The organism is Chryseobacterium sp. Leaf394 (assembly GCF_001424105.1).
In the GTDB taxonomy this organism is placed as follows: domain Bacteria; phylum Bacteroidota; class Bacteroidia; order Flavobacteriales; family Weeksellaceae; genus Chryseobacterium.
This window is the reverse complement of sequence record NZ_LMQH01000006.1, coordinates 89,467-106,178: the sequence shown is the minus strand read 5'-3', so window position 1 is coordinate 106,178 and position 16,712 is coordinate 89,467. Positions and strand designations below refer to the sequence as shown.

17 protein-coding genes and 1 pseudogene are annotated in these 16,712 nt (G+C 36.0%); 8 read left to right on the top strand and 10 right to left on the bottom strand.

What is annotated here, in order from left to right:
* From ASG21_RS20150 to ASG21_RS02715, 3 genes and pseudogenes are all read left to right on the top strand, one after another.
* Positions 1-519 (top strand): annotated as a pseudogene (locus ASG21_RS20150) (hypothetical protein); the annotation flags it as partial.
* Between the two features lie 244 nt (positions 520-763).
* Entirely contained in the window at positions 764-1,177 is a 414-nt protein-coding gene (locus ASG21_RS02720) for a hypothetical protein (RefSeq protein WP_056075523.1), read from the top strand.
* Positions 1,178-1,238: 61 nt separating this feature from the next.
* Positions 1,239-1,520, top strand: coding sequence for a hypothetical protein (locus ASG21_RS02715; protein ID WP_056075520.1), 282 nt, complete (start codon positions 1,239-1,241; stop codon positions 1,518-1,520).
* A 252-nt stretch (positions 1,521-1,772) separates the two neighbouring features.
* Here the strand turns inward: ASG21_RS02715 and ASG21_RS02710 are convergent, their stop codons facing one another.
* Together ASG21_RS02710 and ASG21_RS02705 are read right to left on the bottom strand one after the other, a co-directional pair.
* Positions 1,773-3,008 (bottom strand): phage integrase SAM-like domain-containing protein, encoded by a 1,236-nt coding sequence (locus ASG21_RS02710; protein WP_056075516.1) that lies wholly within the window; start codon positions 3,006-3,008, stop codon positions 1,773-1,775.
* 258 nt (positions 3,009-3,266) lie between these two features.
* Complete coding sequence (locus ASG21_RS02705) at positions 3,267-3,905, bottom strand: MBL fold metallo-hydrolase (RefSeq protein WP_056075513.1); 639 nt, start codon at positions 3,903-3,905, stop codon at positions 3,267-3,269.
* Between the two features lie 61 nt (positions 3,906-3,966).
* On the opposite strand from ASG21_RS02705, the gene ASG21_RS02700 reads away from it, so the two are divergent.
* Entirely contained in the window at positions 3,967-5,178 is a 1,212-nt protein-coding gene (locus ASG21_RS02700; protein ID WP_056075510.1) for a type IX secretion system plug protein domain-containing protein, read from the top strand.
* Positions 5,179-5,296: 118 nt separating this feature from the next.
* On the opposite strand, the gene ASG21_RS02695 is transcribed toward ASG21_RS02700, so the two are convergent.
* The 4 genes from ASG21_RS02695 to ASG21_RS02680 form a co-directional block, all read right to left on the bottom strand.
* Complete coding sequence (locus ASG21_RS02695) at positions 5,297-5,557, bottom strand: hypothetical protein (RefSeq protein WP_056075506.1); 261 nt, start codon at positions 5,555-5,557, stop codon at positions 5,297-5,299.
* Positions 5,558-5,560: 3 nt separating this feature from the next.
* Entirely contained in the window at positions 5,561-5,788 is a 228-nt protein-coding gene (locus ASG21_RS02690; RefSeq protein ID WP_056075503.1) for a hypothetical protein, read from the bottom strand.
* Between the two features lie 178 nt (positions 5,789-5,966).
* Positions 5,967-6,995, bottom strand: coding sequence for a ferrochelatase (gene hemH / locus ASG21_RS02685; RefSeq protein ID WP_128414201.1), 1,029 nt, complete (start codon positions 6,993-6,995; stop codon positions 5,967-5,969).
* 68 nt (positions 6,996-7,063) lie between these two features.
* Positions 7,064-7,942, bottom strand: coding sequence for a NifU family protein (locus tag ASG21_RS02680; RefSeq protein WP_056075498.1), 879 nt, complete (start codon positions 7,940-7,942; stop codon positions 7,064-7,066).
* Positions 7,943-8,093: 151 nt separating this feature from the next.
* Here ASG21_RS02680 and ASG21_RS02675 point away from each other — a divergent pair, with 151 nt between their 5' ends.
* Complete coding sequence (locus ASG21_RS02675; protein WP_056075495.1) at positions 8,094-8,612, top strand: gamma carbonic anhydrase family protein; 519 nt, start codon at positions 8,094-8,096, stop codon at positions 8,610-8,612.
* 369 nt (positions 8,613-8,981) lie between these two features.
* On the opposite strand, the gene ASG21_RS02670 is transcribed toward ASG21_RS02675, so the two are convergent.
* Positions 8,982-9,422: a hypothetical protein gene (locus ASG21_RS02670; RefSeq protein ID WP_056075492.1), complete on the bottom strand. Its 441-nt coding sequence runs from the start codon at positions 9,420-9,422 to the stop codon at positions 8,982-8,984.
* A gap of 65 nt (positions 9,423-9,487) precedes the next feature.
* Here ASG21_RS02670 and ASG21_RS02665 point away from each other — a divergent pair, with 65 nt between their 5' ends.
* On the top strand, positions 9,488-11,608 hold the full coding sequence (locus ASG21_RS02665; protein WP_056075489.1) for a helix-turn-helix domain-containing protein: 2,121 nt from the start codon (positions 9,488-9,490) through the stop codon (positions 11,606-11,608).
* Between the two features lie 148 nt (positions 11,609-11,756).
* On the opposite strand, the gene ASG21_RS02660 is transcribed toward ASG21_RS02665, so the two are convergent.
* The 3 genes from ASG21_RS02660 to ASG21_RS02650 form a co-directional block, all read right to left on the bottom strand.
* Positions 11,757-12,674 (bottom strand): helix-turn-helix domain-containing protein, encoded by a 918-nt coding sequence (locus ASG21_RS02660; protein ID WP_056075486.1) that lies wholly within the window; start codon positions 12,672-12,674, stop codon positions 11,757-11,759.
* A gap of 63 nt (positions 12,675-12,737) precedes the next feature.
* The gene (locus tag ASG21_RS02655) at positions 12,738-13,496 is read right to left on the bottom strand and encodes an SDR family NAD(P)-dependent oxidoreductase (protein ID WP_056075483.1); all 759 of its coding nucleotides are present in this window, start codon (positions 13,494-13,496) and stop codon (positions 12,738-12,740) included.
* Positions 13,497-13,785: 289 nt separating this feature from the next.
* Positions 13,786-14,340, bottom strand: coding sequence for a thioredoxin family protein (locus ASG21_RS02650; RefSeq protein ID WP_056075480.1), 555 nt, complete (start codon positions 14,338-14,340; stop codon positions 13,786-13,788).
* Positions 14,341-14,592: 252 nt separating this feature from the next.
* On the opposite strand from ASG21_RS02650, the gene ASG21_RS02645 reads away from it, so the two are divergent.
* Together ASG21_RS02645 and ASG21_RS02640 are read left to right on the top strand one after the other, a co-directional pair.
* The gene (locus ASG21_RS02645) at positions 14,593-15,189 is read left to right on the top strand and encodes a TetR/AcrR family transcriptional regulator (RefSeq protein ID WP_056075478.1); all 597 of its coding nucleotides are present in this window, start codon (positions 14,593-14,595) and stop codon (positions 15,187-15,189) included.
* Between the two features lie 345 nt (positions 15,190-15,534).
* Entirely contained in the window at positions 15,535-16,695 is a 1,161-nt protein-coding gene (locus ASG21_RS02640) for an efflux RND transporter periplasmic adaptor subunit (protein ID WP_056075475.1), read from the top strand.
* Positions 16,696-16,712 lie beyond the last annotated feature (17 nt).

The following is a 16,712-nucleotide window of genomic DNA, read 5'->3' as shown; positions in this document are numbered from 1 at the left end:
GACAAGCTGATTAAAGAACCTATTACAATTGATATGTTCGGAGATCCAAATGCTAAAATCAGAAGTGAAGAGATGGCACAGACATTATTAAGTTTTCAGCAAAACCTTTTTAAATATTCAACTGGAGGAACTGTTCCACAAAACCTGATTGATACCGTTGAGAATTCTACTCAGACTGCTTATTATCAATTACCTCAGTCTTTAGTGGATAAATCATCTTCAATTAGAGACTTACGCTCTAAAATCAGAACAGCATTGAAAACTGAGAAAAATGCTAATCTGATTGAATTTTATGTAGGTTGGGAATATCAACTTCAAATTGTAGAAAACTCAGGTCTAAACTATCAATCTGCACGATTTGGATGGGGTTGCATTAGTTCTATTTTGGGAGGTGTTGCTGTCGGAGCTGGTATTGGAGCTGGTGTCGGAACCGTTATACCTGCTATTGGTACAACTGCAGGTGCTGTTGCCGGAGGTATAATCGGAGGAACTATTGCTGGAATTAAAAACTGTAAATAATCAAAAGGAATGCATTCTATAATTTTTTTACAACTGTATATAAACGAATTTTTTCATTAACCATATAAAACTAATTATCATGAAATTATTATTTATTCTGTTAGCAGCACAAACCTCTGCTGTTGTCTTTACTGATAACTATCAGGAAATTTGGAACCTCAAAACTATTCTAAGCTTAAGCGGCCTCGTCGGATTCTCTGGAACCTTAATTAGCCTAATGCTTAACTATAAAAACTAGATAAGTATGAAAACTAAAAATATCGCTGTTGCGTTTCTACTCGCAGGTTCATCAATGACTTCTGCACAAGGTTTATCAAGCTTAGATAAAGGTTTAGTGATTGGAAACTTGTTAATCCAAGGATACCAGGCTATTAAAGGAAGCTCGACTAAAAAAGCTCCTGATCCTAATTCTAAAACAGTAGACAGCTTCTGTTTTAAAAATAAAATGGAGGAAAAGATTTTCATAAAACTCTCTGCTAAAGTTGAAGATGAGTCGATTGCTAAAGATTTAGTGATACAAAAGGATGGTAAAGAATGTACTTATAATCTTCCTAAAGCTGTATATCAGTATGAAATCCAGCTATCAAGCAAGGATGTCTATAAAAAAGGTGAATATAATGTAATGGAGGAAACTCTGATGACTATCAACCATGACTAAATAAATGTTTCTCCACTTTCCTGTGGAGAAATATTTTATTAATTTTAACAAAACTTTGACTATGAGAGAATTTACAGAAAAAGATCATATTGAGCTGGCTCAGAAGATAGAAGAATTTAAAGCCCAGAATTTTCAAACAATTAAACAGCCTCATATCACCATAGGTTATCAGGGAGATATTGAATCTACTAACTATGCAAATCAAATAGCAAACAGGCTTACTGAAAATGGAAATAATATCGAAAGCATTATACTTTTTAGTTCGGGAAATGCTGATGATCATTATTCAATATCAGCGGCTCCAGATAACTCTATATTAGTTGAGATATTTGCGGAAAAATAAGTGTCAGACCTAACAAATTGTTAGGTCTTTTATTGTCAGAATCATCTATTTTGAACATATTACCATTATTATGCTAAAGATTAATTATGTGAATAAATTATTTTAAAAATTTTTAGTTATCCTTACTCCAAAATTGGATACAAGCTTCATAAGCAGTTTGTATCGTAAATTTTGTGTAAATTATAATTAATTAAAGTGGTGAAGGTATGATTGCAGTTCAATATTTTTTTCTCAAACATTTTTTATTATTTTTTAAATAAGATTGTCCCAGGCTGATAGTGCTTTTTGTTTGTGAATTTCTGAAATGTTTACATATTTTCTGAAATTCTTTTCATCTTTATGGTTAGATATAGATCGTACAACTCTTTCGGGAATTCCTAAAATTAAACTATTAGTGATGAATGTTTTACGTCCGCAGTGTGAGCTGATAAGTTCATGCTTTTTAAATGTTTGGCTGATTCTTTTTGCTCCAATGAATCTTGTCAGTTCAATTTCCTGTGTAAGTCCAATCTTTTCACAGCAAATCTGTATTTTTTCATTTAGCTTTTGCGAAGTCAGCCGGGGGATAGGGTAGTAAATAGTATTTCTGTATTTTTCAATAAGTTCTTTTGCATGTTTAATTAAATAGACGTGATGATTAACTGTTTTTGTTTTCTTTACTGTGAAATTTAGATAATCATCTTCAATATTTGCATGCTGCAGAGAATAAACATCGCTATGGCGCTGTCCGGTAAATGCCAGCAGACACCACATGTCTCGTGCTCTATCTAGCGCAAGATTATCAAATTTATGATGGTATAATTTCATTAATTCTTCTGAAGTAAGATAAATTACCTCAACATCCTCTTCTTTACTTTTCAATTTTTTGAAATTTAATGAGCTGTGATAGCCTCTTTCATATGCCCAATTTAAAAATGCTTTCAGACTTTTAACAATCTTAGCATAATAATTATTTAAAGTTTTTCGAGTATTAAAACAATAGTCCATAAAACTTTCTTCAAATCTGAAATCACAAGTATCTAGCCTCAAGGTATAATTAGCATGAAGCTCAAAAGCAGTTAAGAAATTTTTCACCGAATTATACTTAGTTATAGTAGAGCTGGTTTTTGTTAACTTAGATACTTTAACAAATTCATCGTAGGCATCAAAAAAGCTAATGGTGACCTTAACGTCGCCCTCGTCGAATTTTTCGTTAAAAATTGATGCTTGAAATGGAATTCCGTTGTATTCAAAATAGGTGAATATTTTCTCAACTTTCTGAATGATGTCGGCAATATTTTTATTTGATTTCTGATATTCTTTGTAATTGGTATTAAACTTTGAATTAGGGTTGTTGATTTTATTATTTTCACTATCCCAGTCTTCAAGTTTTGTTTTTGCTTCAACACTTTTCCTGATTCTAGTTTTGGCATTCATCACTACCAGACGGATCGGAACCATTCCATCTTTATTAATTTTTTCTTTTCTGAGTTCGAAATAATACTTCATCTTAATATGCTTTAATTGGGGGGGGCAAAATAGGGGGCAGAAATCAAATTAAAACATATTAAAGTACATTAAAGTGAATTAATATATATAGTAATAATTTGATTATCAGTTGATAAAAGTATATTAAATCTTATTAAAATCCAAATTTTGCCCAGGTGGGACCACAATAAAACCCTTGAATATTAGTATATTCAAGGGTCTTTAATTTTATAACAAAAAGCTGTCGGACTATCTTCGGGTATTAAAATTTTAAAAAAATCATTTTAAAAACGGATTATACTGTTTCTCAAATCCAATCGTAGTAGGATTTCCGTGACCAGAAAAAACCTGCGTTTCTTTGTCCAGAATTAAGAGTTTGGTTTTGATTCCTTCAATTAACTGTTCGTAATTTCCCTTGTATAGATCAGTTCTACCAATACTTCCTTCAAACAAAACATCCCCTGAAATCATAAATTTTTGTGTTTCATTATGATAAACAACACTGCCTGGCGAATGTCCCGGAACGTGATAGATTTTAAATTTTTCTCCGTCAAAATCCAATTCGTCTCCTTCGTTGATGTATTCTAAATCAACATTAATGTGATCTAGCTCAAACCCGAATCTCATTCCGCTGATTTGGAACATATCTAAAACTTCTTTGTCGTCCTGATGCATGGTTACCGGAGCTTTATAGGTGTCAAATGCCCACTGCAGATCTAAAATATGATCAATATGAGCATGGGTCAGAATTATTTTTTCAATTGTCAGTTCATTCTGATTGATGAAATCTTTAATAGCCTGGGTTTCCTGCTCATTCATATTTCCCGGATCGATGAGCCAGGCATTTTTGTTTTTATTGTAAAGTATGTAGGTGTTTTCACTCGCAAAGTTGCATACGAAGGCCTGTATTTGAAACATATTCTGAATATTTTTTTATCAAAAATACGATATTCTGCAGAGATTCGTTATCTTCGTCATAATGAAAACGTTGCAGATATTTTTATTCAGTTTAGGTTCTCTGGCTTTCGGACAGAACATTCAAAGTATTCAGTTGTTTAATCCTCAGACCAATGACGAAACACCGGTTATCAATATGGATCAGCAGTTGGTTTTAACTTTTGATGACCTGACCAACTCCAGCACTATTTTCCGATACACGCTGAAACATTATGACAGAAACTGGCAGGATGATAATTTATTCTTTACCGAAATTGCCACAGGAACGATGAATGCTTTGCTCGATCAATTCGAGTATTCTTTCAATACACTTCAGCCTTATACCCATTATAAACTTACATTTCCAAACGATAAAATCAGGCCTAAAATTTCCGGTAATTTTGAAATTATCGTGTACAAAGATTCTGCAGATAAGCCTTTATTTAAAAGGAGATTCAGTATTTCTGAAAATGGTGTAAACCTGGCTTTAAATATCACCAGAGTTTCTGATGCGAGAAAACCCAATATCAACCAGAGAGTAGAAGTGCAGGCAACTTCCAAGGGTGGAGATATTTCCTCCAATGTCAATTCGATGACTATGAATGTTGTTCAGAACAACAATCCGCATATGGTGGTATACAATCAGAAACCGAGTTCAACGATGGGAAATCAGCTTTTGTTTCAGCAGATGAATCTAACTTTTCCGGGGAATAATGAATTCTATTATTTTGACAATAAAAATATCAGAATGCCGGCAGATATGGTGCGTGCCACGGAAATTATCGACAATGTGAATCAGTCTTATCTACATCCGGTGTGGGCATATCCATTGGATTATCAGTATCAGCCGGACGTGAACGGTGCGTGGTATTTCAGGAGAAATGACATGGGGATTGAGCGGAATGCTGAGCGTGAAGCGGACTACGCAGTTGTTCATTTTTCTCTGGATTCTGAACCTATGGACAAAGAACTTTATATTTTAGGAGGTTTTAATAATTTTAAACCTTCAAAAGAAAATATGATGACTTACGATACCGAAAAGAAAAAATACATTGCTAAAATTTTCCTGAAACAGGGATTCTATAATTATATTCTTGCAACGAAAGAGGCAGATGGAAGCATGAATTTTGGTGAAATCAACGGGAATTTCTGGCAGACCGAAAATCTTTATCAGGCATTTCTTTACTACAGACCCTTTGGAAGAAACTATGACGGACTTATTGGTTACGGAGAATTCAGAACACCGGTAAAATGAAAAAACCAAAACCCTACAGTTCGAGTGTAAGGTTTTGGCGATCAACTGTCTTATGAAGACTCACAGAAAAATAAAATATAATATGTCAAATAAACAAAGTTTCTTTTTTTTAGGGTCTTTACTCTTTAAAGACCGCTGTTATCAGTAGGCTGTCATTATCTTCAATAATGTAATGAATATTGACCGGAAGGCTGTCGGTTTTAAAAACCTGCATCTCCATGTTTTTAATATCAATATGCTCTGAATTTTCTACAATCTGCTGTACAGAATCTTTCAGTACATCCAGAAAAAATTTATCATTATTTTCCTTTTCAGCATTAAACACACGCATCAGCATCCGGATGTCATTTTTTGCGATTGATGACAGAAGTATTTTCATGGCTTAAGCGCAAATCTGCTCCAGTTCGGCAACATTATCAAAGAAATCAAGTTTGGTAGCAGGATTTTCAGAATGAAACTGAATTCTGTACGAAACTTCGTCCATCTGAAACTGCGGAATATCTGCCAGCACCTGTGTTTCTACCTTGTCAAGAATTTTTGAAAGAGCTTCCAGAAGATCCGGACTCAAAACCTCGATTTTCTTTTTTAAAATTTCAATAGTAGCCTCCATCATTTCTAATTTTTAAAGTGTCATTTTGTCTTTGATGAGGTAAAGGTATGAAAAATATCCAATAAACAAAACAATACCCCTAATTTTTTATGGGTATTGTTAAAATATTTTAATTTTTATATTGATTCAGTGTTTAATTTATGGGGGGGGGAATGATTTTTTTTCGATTATTTTGGGGTTATACCTTGTAAAATTCATTTAATCTCTCTTCACAAAGTGTTTTTACAACATTTACCCATCGGTCTTCATCATTAAGGCACGGAATGTAATGGAAATTCTCACCACCACCATGTTCAAACTGATGTTTACCTTCTACAGAAATCTCTTCCAGAGTTTCAAGACAATCCGCAACAAAGGCCGGACAGACGATAGCTAAATTTTTCACACCCTTTTTTCCTACCGTTTCAAGCGTTTCATCAGTATAGGGCTCCATCCATTTATCTTTCCCCAGGCGGGATTGGAAAGTTACCATCACCTTGTCTTTTGGTAGTCCCAATTTTTTGATCACCGAATTGGTTACATCAAAACACTGATGACGGTAGCAAAACTGATGACTCGGGTTGCTTTCACGCGAGCAGCAGTCGTTGAGATTACAGGTATTGGTGGGATCTGTCTTATATATATGTCTCTCCGGAACTCCGTGATAGGAGAACTGCAGCGCATCAAAATTTTCAGGAAGTTTTTCTTTAATGCTCTCTGCAAGACAGTCGATGTAAATATCTCTGTTGTAAAATGGCTGAATATAATTGATTCTCACCTGCGGAAAAGATTTTTTTCTCACTTCCTCAGCTTTCTCGATAACCGTTTCTGTTGTACTCATCGCATATTGCGGATACAGTGGAAAAAGCACAATATCCGTTACACCCTGATCTACGAGTTTCTGAATTCCTGCTTCAATACTAGGTTGGGCATATCTCATCCCGATCTCTACCGGAACATCCACTAATTTCTGAAGTTTTTTCTGAAGCTGCTGTGTGATGACGATCAAAGGCGAACCTTGGTCTGTCCAGACTGTTTTGTAAGCCTCGGCAGATTTTGCAGGTCTAGTATTGAGAATAATTCCTTTTACCAGAAGTGCACGGAAAAACCAGCGGTAGTCGATCACGCGTTCATCCATTAAAAATTCATCAAGATATTCTTTTACATCCGGAACAGATGTTGACCTTGGCGAACCGAGGTTGACTAATAAAATTCCCTTCATAATTATGAGTAATGGGTAATAAGTAACGAGTAATTTACATTTTGCTTATTACTCATTGCTCATTACTTATCTGTTTATCCGTTTACGGCTTCTACTCTTTCTACCAGTTCAGGTACGAATTGTTTTAAAATATTTTCGATTCCTCCTTTTAAAGTTGCAGTGGAACTTGGACAGCCCGAGCACGCACCCTGTAACAACATTCTGGCTGTTTTTGTAGATCCGTCGTATTCCATTAAAGAAATTTTCCCACCATCATTTTCTACTGCCGGGGCAACATATTCATTTAAAATATCAGAAATCTTCTGCTCGTCATCGGTGTAATCTCTGTTGATAATTTTCTCAACAGGATTTTCATGCTTCTGTGCTTCAATTGTTGAAATTTCACCACCACTCTGAAGGTATTCTGCAATATAGCCGCGAACCGCCATCATCACCTGATGCCATTCAACGGAATTATCTCTTGTCACCGCTACGAAATTGTCAGAAATGAAAACTTCATTTGCAAAATCAAATTCAGTGAAAATTGCCTGAGCCAAAGGTACGCCCTGAGCCTGATCCCTGGATTTTACTTCCACGAAACCATCCATCAAAAGCTGGCTTGAAACAAATTTCATCACGTTAGGATTAGGCGTCATTTCAGCGTAGATCTGATACATTTCCTTTTTCTTCTGCAGGTAAATTCTCGGGTTGGCCAACAATTCATCTTCTATTACATTTTTCAGGCTTTCAGCTACGTGTTCCCATTCTACGGTATCCTGTTTTGCAACTGCTATAAAATTGGCTGTAATAAAAATTCTTTCCACAAAAGGATAATTGAAAAGTTCCTGCGCCAAAGGAATTTCTGAAACATCAGAATCTCTGTCCAGCTCCAGAGAACCCGGAATTAAGTTGTAGTCGGCTACAAATTTCATCACTTTCGGGTTTTCGGTTGGTTCTATAAGTATGGTATGCATTTTTTAATTAAATTTGAATGTACAAAAATACGGATTTTAGAATGGAGACAAGGATAACCGGAGTTAGATTTTTGCTATCACTGTAATTTACCACTGTAGTTTTTAAATCTAATTTTCAAATTAACTCATTTTCAAATTTTCACATTAAATTATGGCTTTAATAAAAGAACTTTTAGGTAAAACACCGCAAATCGGGGCGAATACTTTTTTAGCAGAAACCGCAACCATCATCGGAGATGTTACCATGGGAACAGATTGCAGCATCTGGTACAATGCAGTGATTCGTGGGGATGTACATTATATTAAAATGGGCAACAAAGTCAACATTCAGGATAATGTAATGCTGCACTGCACTTACGAGAAGCATCCTCTAAATATCGGCAACAACGTATCCATCGGTCACAATGCAATTGTTCATGGCTGCACCATCCAGGACAACGTTCTTATAGGAATGGGTTCGATTGTAATGGATAATTGTCTGGTAGAAGAAAACTCAATTGTGGGAGCAGGATCTGTGGTAACGCAGGGAACTCACATTAAATCCGGAGAAGTGTGGGGCGGCGTTCCGGCAAGAAAATTAAAGGACATTAATTCCCAGCTTCTGGAAGGTGAAGTAAACAGAATAGCAGATAATTATGTGAAATATTCTTCGTGGTATAAGGAGGAGTGATGAGTTGAAGGGTTGGAGAGTCTGAGGATTGTAGGGCTTCAGAGTCTGAGGGCTTCATTTATTTCTGATAATTTGACTTAAAAACAAAAACGACTTTTGAAAACATTTTCAAAGTCGTTTTTTTTGTAAAAATTCAGTTAGTGAACCACTTCGTGGTAATTGTGAATATTGTTTGTTATTTTCCGTAGGTTTCACCCACGGCTATGGATATTAAACCACTTCGAGGTTTTTGAGTATTGAAAAGTTGTATTTGATGAAAACTAATTTAAAATTCAAACTTATTCTTTACACTTATCTTTTCTTTTTGTTTTTTCCTGGTCTCTTTAAATAAACCTGGGTTCTTTTTACTTTTTCCTTGTTTCTTTTCCCCTAAGGATACACAAGCATTGCTTTCCCACCTTCGCATCTGATGGAAACCGGTTCTGCCGGAAGCATACAGTCTGAGGTAAGGTTATACTTTTTGTTGTGATCAATCATTCTGTTTTTGAAATTTTCAATTTTTGCAAGAATAGATTCCTCATTTTTTTTCGGATAAGCGATATACGAATACGGTCCTCCGCAAGCTTTTGCGCCAATTGGAGAGAATGCCCACTTTTTAGGATCTGTACATTTTTCTTTGGCAATTTCTGCGTCTATCGCTGATTTTAAAATATCAAGCTGTGCCTGATCATATTTTCTGCTATCGGCATCAGCAGGTCTTTCGGCGATATCTTTTGGCAGTGTTTCCGGATCCGGAGCGGCAGTTTTGCATGCTGTGATCATCAGAGAAAATATGCAGACAGAAATTATTTTTACTAAACTCATTTTCATTATATCATTTTTTTAAACGAAATCAAAGTGTATGCCTTCGCAACATTTTTGTAATTTTGAACACGATGAAAGATCATTTTTTTGAATTAATTGAGCATACCAACCGAAGTGTATTTTTAACCGGTAAAGCAGGAACCGGAAAGACCACCTTCCTGAACGATTTTGTAAAACGCACCCGCAAAAAACACATCGTTGTGGCACCCACAGGCATCGCCGCTATCAACGCCGGCGGAGTTACCGTGCATTCTATGTTCGGACTTCCGCTCAGAACTTTTCTGCCGACCACCGACAGAATCGATACCAATCTTGCCAATAATATTTTTGATCTTCAACAACATTTCAAATATAGAAAAGATAAATTAAAACTCCTGCGTGAAGTAGAAGTAATCATTATTGATGAGGTTTCAATGCTCAGAGCCGATGTTCTGGATATGATGGACCATTCACTGCGTTTTATAAGAAGAAATGTGCAGCCTTTCGGAGGTGTACAAATGCTTTTCATCGGAGATTTATACCAGCTTCCACCTGTGGTGAGAGATGAATATGTCTTAAAAATGTTTTACAGTTCACCGTTTTTCTTCGACAGTTTAGCCATCAAACAGATTCCGTTACTTACAATTGAACTGACAAAGGTTTACAGACAGACCGACGAAGATTTTCTTGAAATTTTAAATGCGATCCGCGACGGCGATGTTGCCAGTATTAATTTTGAAGAGCTCAACAAAAGATACGATCCGCTTTTTGATTCCGGAGATCAGCCTTATGTTTACCTGTGTTCGCACAACAAAATGGCCGATGACATCAATCAGGAAAAACTCCAGGAATTAAAACACGACGGCACAACCTATGAAGCCAAACTTTTTGGTGAATTTAAAGAAAATCAGTTTCCGAATGAGCAGTTTTTAGATTTAAAAATTGGCGCTCAGGTCATGTTTATCCGAAACGATATTTCTGGTGAGAAAAAATATTACAACGGAAAATTAGGTGAAATTTCTTCTCTGGATGAAAAGGAAATCAAGGTTGTTTTAGAAGGTTCTGAACGTGAAATTACTGTAAAAAGAGAAGTCTGGGAACAGAAAAAATATTTTCTCGACAGCGAAAAAAATATCAAGGAAGAAGTTTTGGGAAGTTTTGAGCAGTTTCCGATCAAGCTGGCGTGGGCGGTTACCATTCATAAAAGTCAGGGTTTAACTTTTGATAAAGTAATTATTGATGCAGGAAAAAGTTTTACGGCAGGACAGGTGTATGTTGCACTTTCACGTTGCCGTACTTTGGAGGGAATTGTTTTAAAATCAAAAATTACTCCTGAAGTTATTTTTAAAGATAACCGGATTTTAAAATTCCAGGGAGATACGCACGCAAATGATCAGGTGGAAACCATAATTAACAGGGAAAAATACGATTACAGCATCAGAAAAGTGCTCAGAACACTCGACTGCCATTGGTTTCTGAAAGAAGTGGAAGACTGGAACAACCGCTCGATTGTTACCAAAAGTATTGATCATTTAAAAGCAAAAAAACTGTATCAGGAACTGAAACACGATACCCTGAATCTCGTCAGAATTTTTGATAAACTCGACCGTATTTTAAATCAGAAAATCAACAGCTTCATCGCCGGAGAAGAAGAATGGGCTGAAATTGAAAGTAAAACCAAAGGCGCCGTCAATTTCTTTTTTACAGAAACAAGGAATAAAATTTTTGATCCGATGAAGGATTTTTATTCTGAAATTAAAGGAGCGAAAGGCCTGAAACAATACAATGACGACCTAAGGAACTGGCTTGAAGATACTGAAGAGTACCTCAATAGTTTAAGGGAAATTCATCTTTTGGAAACTAAACTTTTAGATGAAAAAAATAACAAAGAAGTGACAATGCAGATTGCGAAAGTTCCTTCTCAGGTTTTAACTTTCCAATTATTTGAACAGGGAAAAACCATCTCCCAGATTGCCATGGAGAGAGGTTTGGTAAAGGAAACCGTCATCGGACATCTCGCCAAATATGCAGAACAGGGTCTGTTAGATATCTCCAGAGTCATCACTTCAGACAAAATCAAAATTTTTGAAGACGAGTTTTATAAAAAACCTCACGAAACCCTCAATGAGTGGAAGAATGCGCTGCCGTCGGATTTTGAATTTAATGAAATCAGAATTTTAATCAATCATTTTAATTTTAAAAAAGGAGTCTGAACAAACATTAAATGAAATACGACTTTTTTTTATATTATTGGATAATTCAAATAAAAAAATGAGCAGTTGATTTAGGGTAACTGCTCATTGAGTATAAAAAAGTAATACTCAAGGAAACCGATTTTTAAAATATATCGTTACAACAAAATCAATTGAAAGACTGTCTGAATTCCAGTGGACTCTTTAAAGTTTTGTTTTTAAATAATTTACTGAAGGATTGAGAATGCTCGAATCCCAGTTCGTAAGCGATTTCACTCACAGAGAGATCGGTAGAAGACAGTTTTTCCTTTGCCCTTTCAATCAGTTTGTAATGAATATATTGTTTCGCATTTTTCCCGATCAGGGCACGGAGAAGATCACTTAAATAACCTGCAGAAATATTGAGTTTTTCTGAAATATACTGTACGGTTGGTACACCCAGTTCGAGTGCTCTGCTGTTTTCAAAATATTCTTCAAGAATTTCTTCTGTTTTTTCGAGGACATCATTATTGACGGTCTTTCTGGTGATAAACTGTCGCTTATAAAAACGGTTCGCATACTGCAGAAGCAATTCAATCTGTGCAAGAATAACATCCTGACTGAATTCATCAATTCTGTCATTGAGTTCATTACTTATAAATTTGAAAACCGAGATCACCGTTTCTTTTTCAGTTTCAGACAAATGCAGAGCTTCATTTACCGAGTAAGAGAAATAGGCATACTGCTTTATTTTTTTTGCCATAGGCGAACCCAGCAGATAATCAGGGTGAATCAGGAAGACATAATACTCAGCATTACCGCTGTATTCGGTACTTCCCACAAGTTGATTGGGTGCGAGAAACATCATGCTGCCTTCATCAAAATCATAGTAATCCTGTCCGTAGCGCATTCTTCCTTTATTTTTCATGACAAGGGTAATCTTGTAAAAGTTCAGCACATCATACACCGGAAATTGTGACACATCGAAACAGCTTTCTTTTTCGATATGCGTAAGGCTGATGAGCGGATGCTTTGGTTTCGGAATACCACAGGCATCGTGAATTTCGTTGATCGACTGAAACCGGATGAGATTCTTCTCTTTTTTCATAATTTAAATTTAGCAAAAAAACCTGCAAAACCATGAGGCAATGCAGGTCATAGATTTATACTATTACCAAGGGAATACTTCCTGTCCTGGACCGGTGAATAATCCTGAGATGCCGTCTTTTTCCAGAGCCACACGCACAGGTTCTTTTGAGCCTTCTTCCACAGTATCTGTTCCCTCAAAATTGTTGAGTGCCGTTGCAGTAAAGCCCGGACTCACTGCACTGATTTTGATATTGGTATTTTCAAGTTCAAGTGCAAAAGCTACCGTAATCGCGTTCATTGCTGCTTTTGAAGCCCCGTACACTACGTCGTAAGCTGATCTGTAAGGATTTTCAGGATTCATATTTAAAGTGAGCGAACCCAAACCGCTGGAAACATTCACGATTCTTGCATTGTCAGCATTTTTTAATAATGGCAGGAACGCCTGAGTAACTGATACTACACCGAAAACATTGGTATCCCAAACGGTTCGCATTTCTTCCATCGGTGCTATGCTCGGTTTGTTAGCAGCCAACACTTCCTGCATTGTACGGCCCGGTTTTCCGGCGTGTGAAATTCCCGCGTTGTTCACCAGAAGATCCAGTTTGCCATGCTCTTCAAGAATCTTTGTCGCGGCGTCATCGATGGTTTGTTGCTTTGTAACATCGAGTTCTATGGCCACGGCATTTTCGCCTAAACTTTCAGCAGCGGACTTTGCTCTGTCAATATTTCTTGATGCAATGTAAACAAGATAATGATCTTCAACCAATGCTTTGGCAATTTGAAATCCAACCCCTGTATTGGCACCGGTAACGAGTGCAATTAATTTTTGATCTGAGTGCATATTTTTAAATTTTTAATTATTGAATGATGCAAAGGTCATTATTCGTACAGTTTACCATGTATCCTAAGCAGGAAATTATGTAGCCAAATTGAGGACGGAAATTTTTTTTAATTAAAATGAAAGCTTGAAGTTGTTTCAATTTAAATTTAAAAATGATGTACATGCAAAATATTCCCTAAAACCAGTCCAGTATCGAAGATTTAAAATGATTCACAGGTCATTATAATTTTATTTAATTCCATGAAAAAAGCCGTCGTGTGGACGGCTCTCTATTTTTAAAAGAAAATTTTTACTTCCATTTAATATTACATCCCATACTTGGTCTTTGAATTTCTTCCTGAGGCTCGCCTGAAAGAAGATTTTCGAAAGCAATAATTAAATCTTCGCCTGTAATATCTTTATTGTTTCCAGGTCTCGAGTCGTCCATTTGACCTCTGTAAATTAAATCTAATTTATCATCAAAGAAAAAGAAATCCGGTGTGCAGGCTGCATTGTATGCTTTTGCAACGGCCTGACTTTCGTCAAAAAGATATGGAAAATCAAATTTTCTGTCGATCTGAAATTCAATCATATTTTCGGGAGAATCAGCAGGATATTTTTCTACGTTGTTTGAATTGATGGCTATAAATTCGATCCCTTTATCATTATAATCTTCATAGAGTTCATTCAGCTTATCGATGATGTGAAGCACGAAAGGGCAGTGGTTACACATAAAAATGACCAAAGTTCCTTTTTCACCTTTCAAATCTTCAAGATTTTCTGTTTCGTTGAGTTTGGAAGGATTTGGGAGCTCGAAATAAGGTGCTTTTGTACCTAATGCCAACATATTTGAAGGAGTATCCATTTCTTTATATTTTCAAGCAAAGATAGAGAATTCTTTCAGTTATTGTTAAAAGATAATCTAATTGAGTCAGACTATTTAAACTATCTGTTTTTACAATAATAAAAAAATAACGTCTTCCAATGTCCAATCCACAAGCATTTTACGAATTTAATATATTGTAAAAGTTTCGGTAAAAGTTAAATTAAACAAAATAGTTTGGTTGGTATAGTTAAATGTTTGTAGTTTTGCTAACACTGTTAGTAAAATAAAATCATGGGTTTACATGAACGTCGTCAAAGAGAAAAGGAATCTATCCGTGCAAATATTTTGCAGGCTGCTTTCACTTTGGCTAAAACTGACGGTTGGGCTTCACTTTCGATCCGTAAAATTGCGGATGCTATTGAGTACAGTGCGCCAGTTGTGTATGATCACTTTGAAAACAAAGAAGCTATTCTTTATGAAATTTCTATCAACGGTTTTCATTGCCTGCAAATAGAACTATTAAAAGCGAAGGAAAAGCATGAAACTCCGGAAGATCAGTTGACGGCAATCGTTGACGCGTACTGGAATTTTGCATTTAAAAATAAAGAATATTATCAATTGATGTTTGGTTTGGGAATGCAGTGCAGCGGGAAAGGGATGATGAAAGAAGAATTTTCATCGTTTCAGGACATGTTGTATGACTGTACTTTTGAGATCATTCAAAAGAAAGGTTCAAATCCTGATAATGCGTGTCACTCATCGCACGCTTTGTTTTCCGCAGTACACGGATTGATCTCAATTATGATGATGAGAAATGATGATATTCCTTCTACAATGAATAAAACAACTTTAGACGAAACCGTTTCGGCTTTTATTAAATCTTTATAAAATTTTTTTGAACCATAGGTTAACACTGTTAGGAAAATTAACGAGAGATTTTAAATAATTTAAATTAAAATAAACTAAAACTTTAAAAAAATGAAATACGATTTTTTTACATTATTTCTAGCCATTTTCTTCCCTTATCATTAACAGCGTTAATAAAAATAACAATGTTAATATTCTCAATCTAAAAATTAAAATTAAATACGTAATCATGAACGCAACAAAATAATCCCACCATAAATTCTGTTATTTTTTTACTCTGTACTTAACACTGTTAGAAATAATAACACTATTTGATACAAAAACTACATACTTAATCTTACACATCATTAAAAAATAAAACTTACAATGAAAACAACTGCAAAAGCAAAATTGATTGTACTTATATCAAGTATCATTCTTTTACAGAGTTGCACCAAAGCAGCAGAAGGCAACAATGCTGCTCCACCCGCTCCGGCATTGCCGGTATTTACCGTAACATCAGCTCCAGCCACAATTTATCAGGAATTCCCGACCGCCTTGGAAGGAAAAAACAATGTTGAAATCAGATCACAGGTTGACGGATATTTAGATAAAATCTACGTAGAAGAAGGTGCTTACGTAAGAGCCGGACAGCCTTTATTTAAAATAGATTCAAGAGCTTACGGTGAGCAGATGAATATGGCCAATGCCAATCTACAGGTTGCCAATGCCAACATTCAAAAAGCGAAAGTGGAAGTAGACAGACTTCAGCCGTTAGTTGCTGCAAAAGTAGTTTCTGATGTACAGCTGAGAACTGCAAAAGCCAATTACGCAGCAGCCGTTGCTGCTGGATCACAGGCAAAAGCCTCAGTTGGTGGCGCCAGAATCAACGTTGGATTTACCACAGTTACAGCACCTGTCAGCGGTTACATCGGGAGAATTCCTCACAAAAAAGGAAGCTTAATTTCACGAACAGATGCTGATCCGTTGACCATGTTATCAGACATCAGTGAAATCTACGCATACTTTTCGTTAAGTGAATTGGATTTCATAGGTTTCCAGAAGAAATATGCCGGAGCAACGTTAAGCGAAAAACTGAAAAATATGCCTATGGTAGATTTGGTCATCGCCGACAACAGCACCTATCCCGAAAAAGGAAAAATGAGTATTGTGGATGGACAGTTTGACAAAACCACAGGAGCCATCAGCGTTCGCGCAGTTTTCCCAAATCCGAACGGAACCTTGAGAACAGGAAATACAGGAAGAGTCCGGATGCCACAGTTATTTGCCAATACGCTTGTGATTCCGCAGGAAGCTACTTTTGAAATACAGGATAAAATCTACGTTTACGTTGTTGGAAAAGATAAAAAAGTAACCGGAAAACCAATCACCATCTCAGGAAAAACAGACAGCTACTATTTTATTTCTGAAGGACTGGTTGCAGGCGACCAAATTGTGTTCACAGGAATCGGTGCGTTGAAAGATGGTGTGACCATTCACCCGAAAGCGATTTCTTCTGATAGTTTACTTAAAGCAAAACCATTGTAAAACAGCTTTTTGCTTCT

Bases quoted from the DNA above. Each gene is read 5' to 3' on its own strand.
- ASG21_RS02695 (WP_056075506.1), bottom strand. From the start codon at position 5,557: ATGAAAATACTTCTGTCATCAATCGCAAAAAATGACATCCGGATGCTG.
- ASG21_RS02715 (WP_056075520.1), top strand. From the start codon at position 1,239: ATGAGAGAATTTACAGAAAAAGATCATATTGAGCTGGCTCAGAAGATA.
- ASG21_RS02680 (WP_056075498.1), bottom strand. From the start codon at position 7,942: ATGCATACCATACTTATAGAACCAACCGAAAACCCGAAAGTGATGAAA.
- ASG21_RS02700 (WP_056075510.1), top strand. From the start codon at position 3,967: ATGAAAACGTTGCAGATATTTTTATTCAGTTTAGGTTCTCTGGCTTTC.
- ASG21_RS02710 (WP_056075516.1), bottom strand. From the start codon at position 3,008: ATGAAGTATTATTTCGAACTCAGAAAAGAAAAAATTAATAAAGATGGA.
- ASG21_RS02675 (WP_056075495.1), top strand. From the start codon at position 8,094: ATGGCTTTAATAAAAGAACTTTTAGGTAAAACACCGCAAATCGGGGCG.
- ASG21_RS02705 (WP_056075513.1), bottom strand. From the start codon at position 3,905: ATGTTTCAAATACAGGCCTTCGTATGCAACTTTGCGAGTGAAAACACC.
- ASG21_RS02655 (WP_056075483.1), bottom strand. From the start codon at position 13,496: ATGCACTCAGATCAAAAATTAATTGCACTCGTTACCGGTGCCAATACA.
- ASG21_RS02650 (WP_056075480.1), bottom strand. From the start codon at position 14,340: ATGGATACTCCTTCAAATATGTTGGCATTAGGTACAAAAGCACCTTAT.
- ASG21_RS02665 (WP_056075489.1), top strand. From the start codon at position 9,488: ATGAAAGATCATTTTTTTGAATTAATTGAGCATACCAACCGAAGTGTA.
- ASG21_RS02640 (WP_056075475.1), top strand. From the start codon at position 15,535: ATGAAAACAACTGCAAAAGCAAAATTGATTGTACTTATATCAAGTATC.
- ASG21_RS02670 (WP_056075492.1), bottom strand. From the start codon at position 9,422: ATGAAAATGAGTTTAGTAAAAATAATTTCTGTCTGCATATTTTCTCTG.
- ASG21_RS02660 (WP_056075486.1), bottom strand. From the start codon at position 12,674: ATGAAAAAAGAGAAGAATCTCATCCGGTTTCAGTCGATCAACGAAATT.
- ASG21_RS02720 (WP_056075523.1), top strand. From the start codon at position 764: ATGAAAACTAAAAATATCGCTGTTGCGTTTCTACTCGCAGGTTCATCA.
- ASG21_RS02645 (WP_056075478.1), top strand. From the start codon at position 14,593: ATGGGTTTACATGAACGTCGTCAAAGAGAAAAGGAATCTATCCGTGCA.
- ASG21_RS02690 (WP_056075503.1), bottom strand. From the start codon at position 5,788: ATGGAGGCTACTATTGAAATTTTAAAAAAGAAAATCGAGGTTTTGAGT.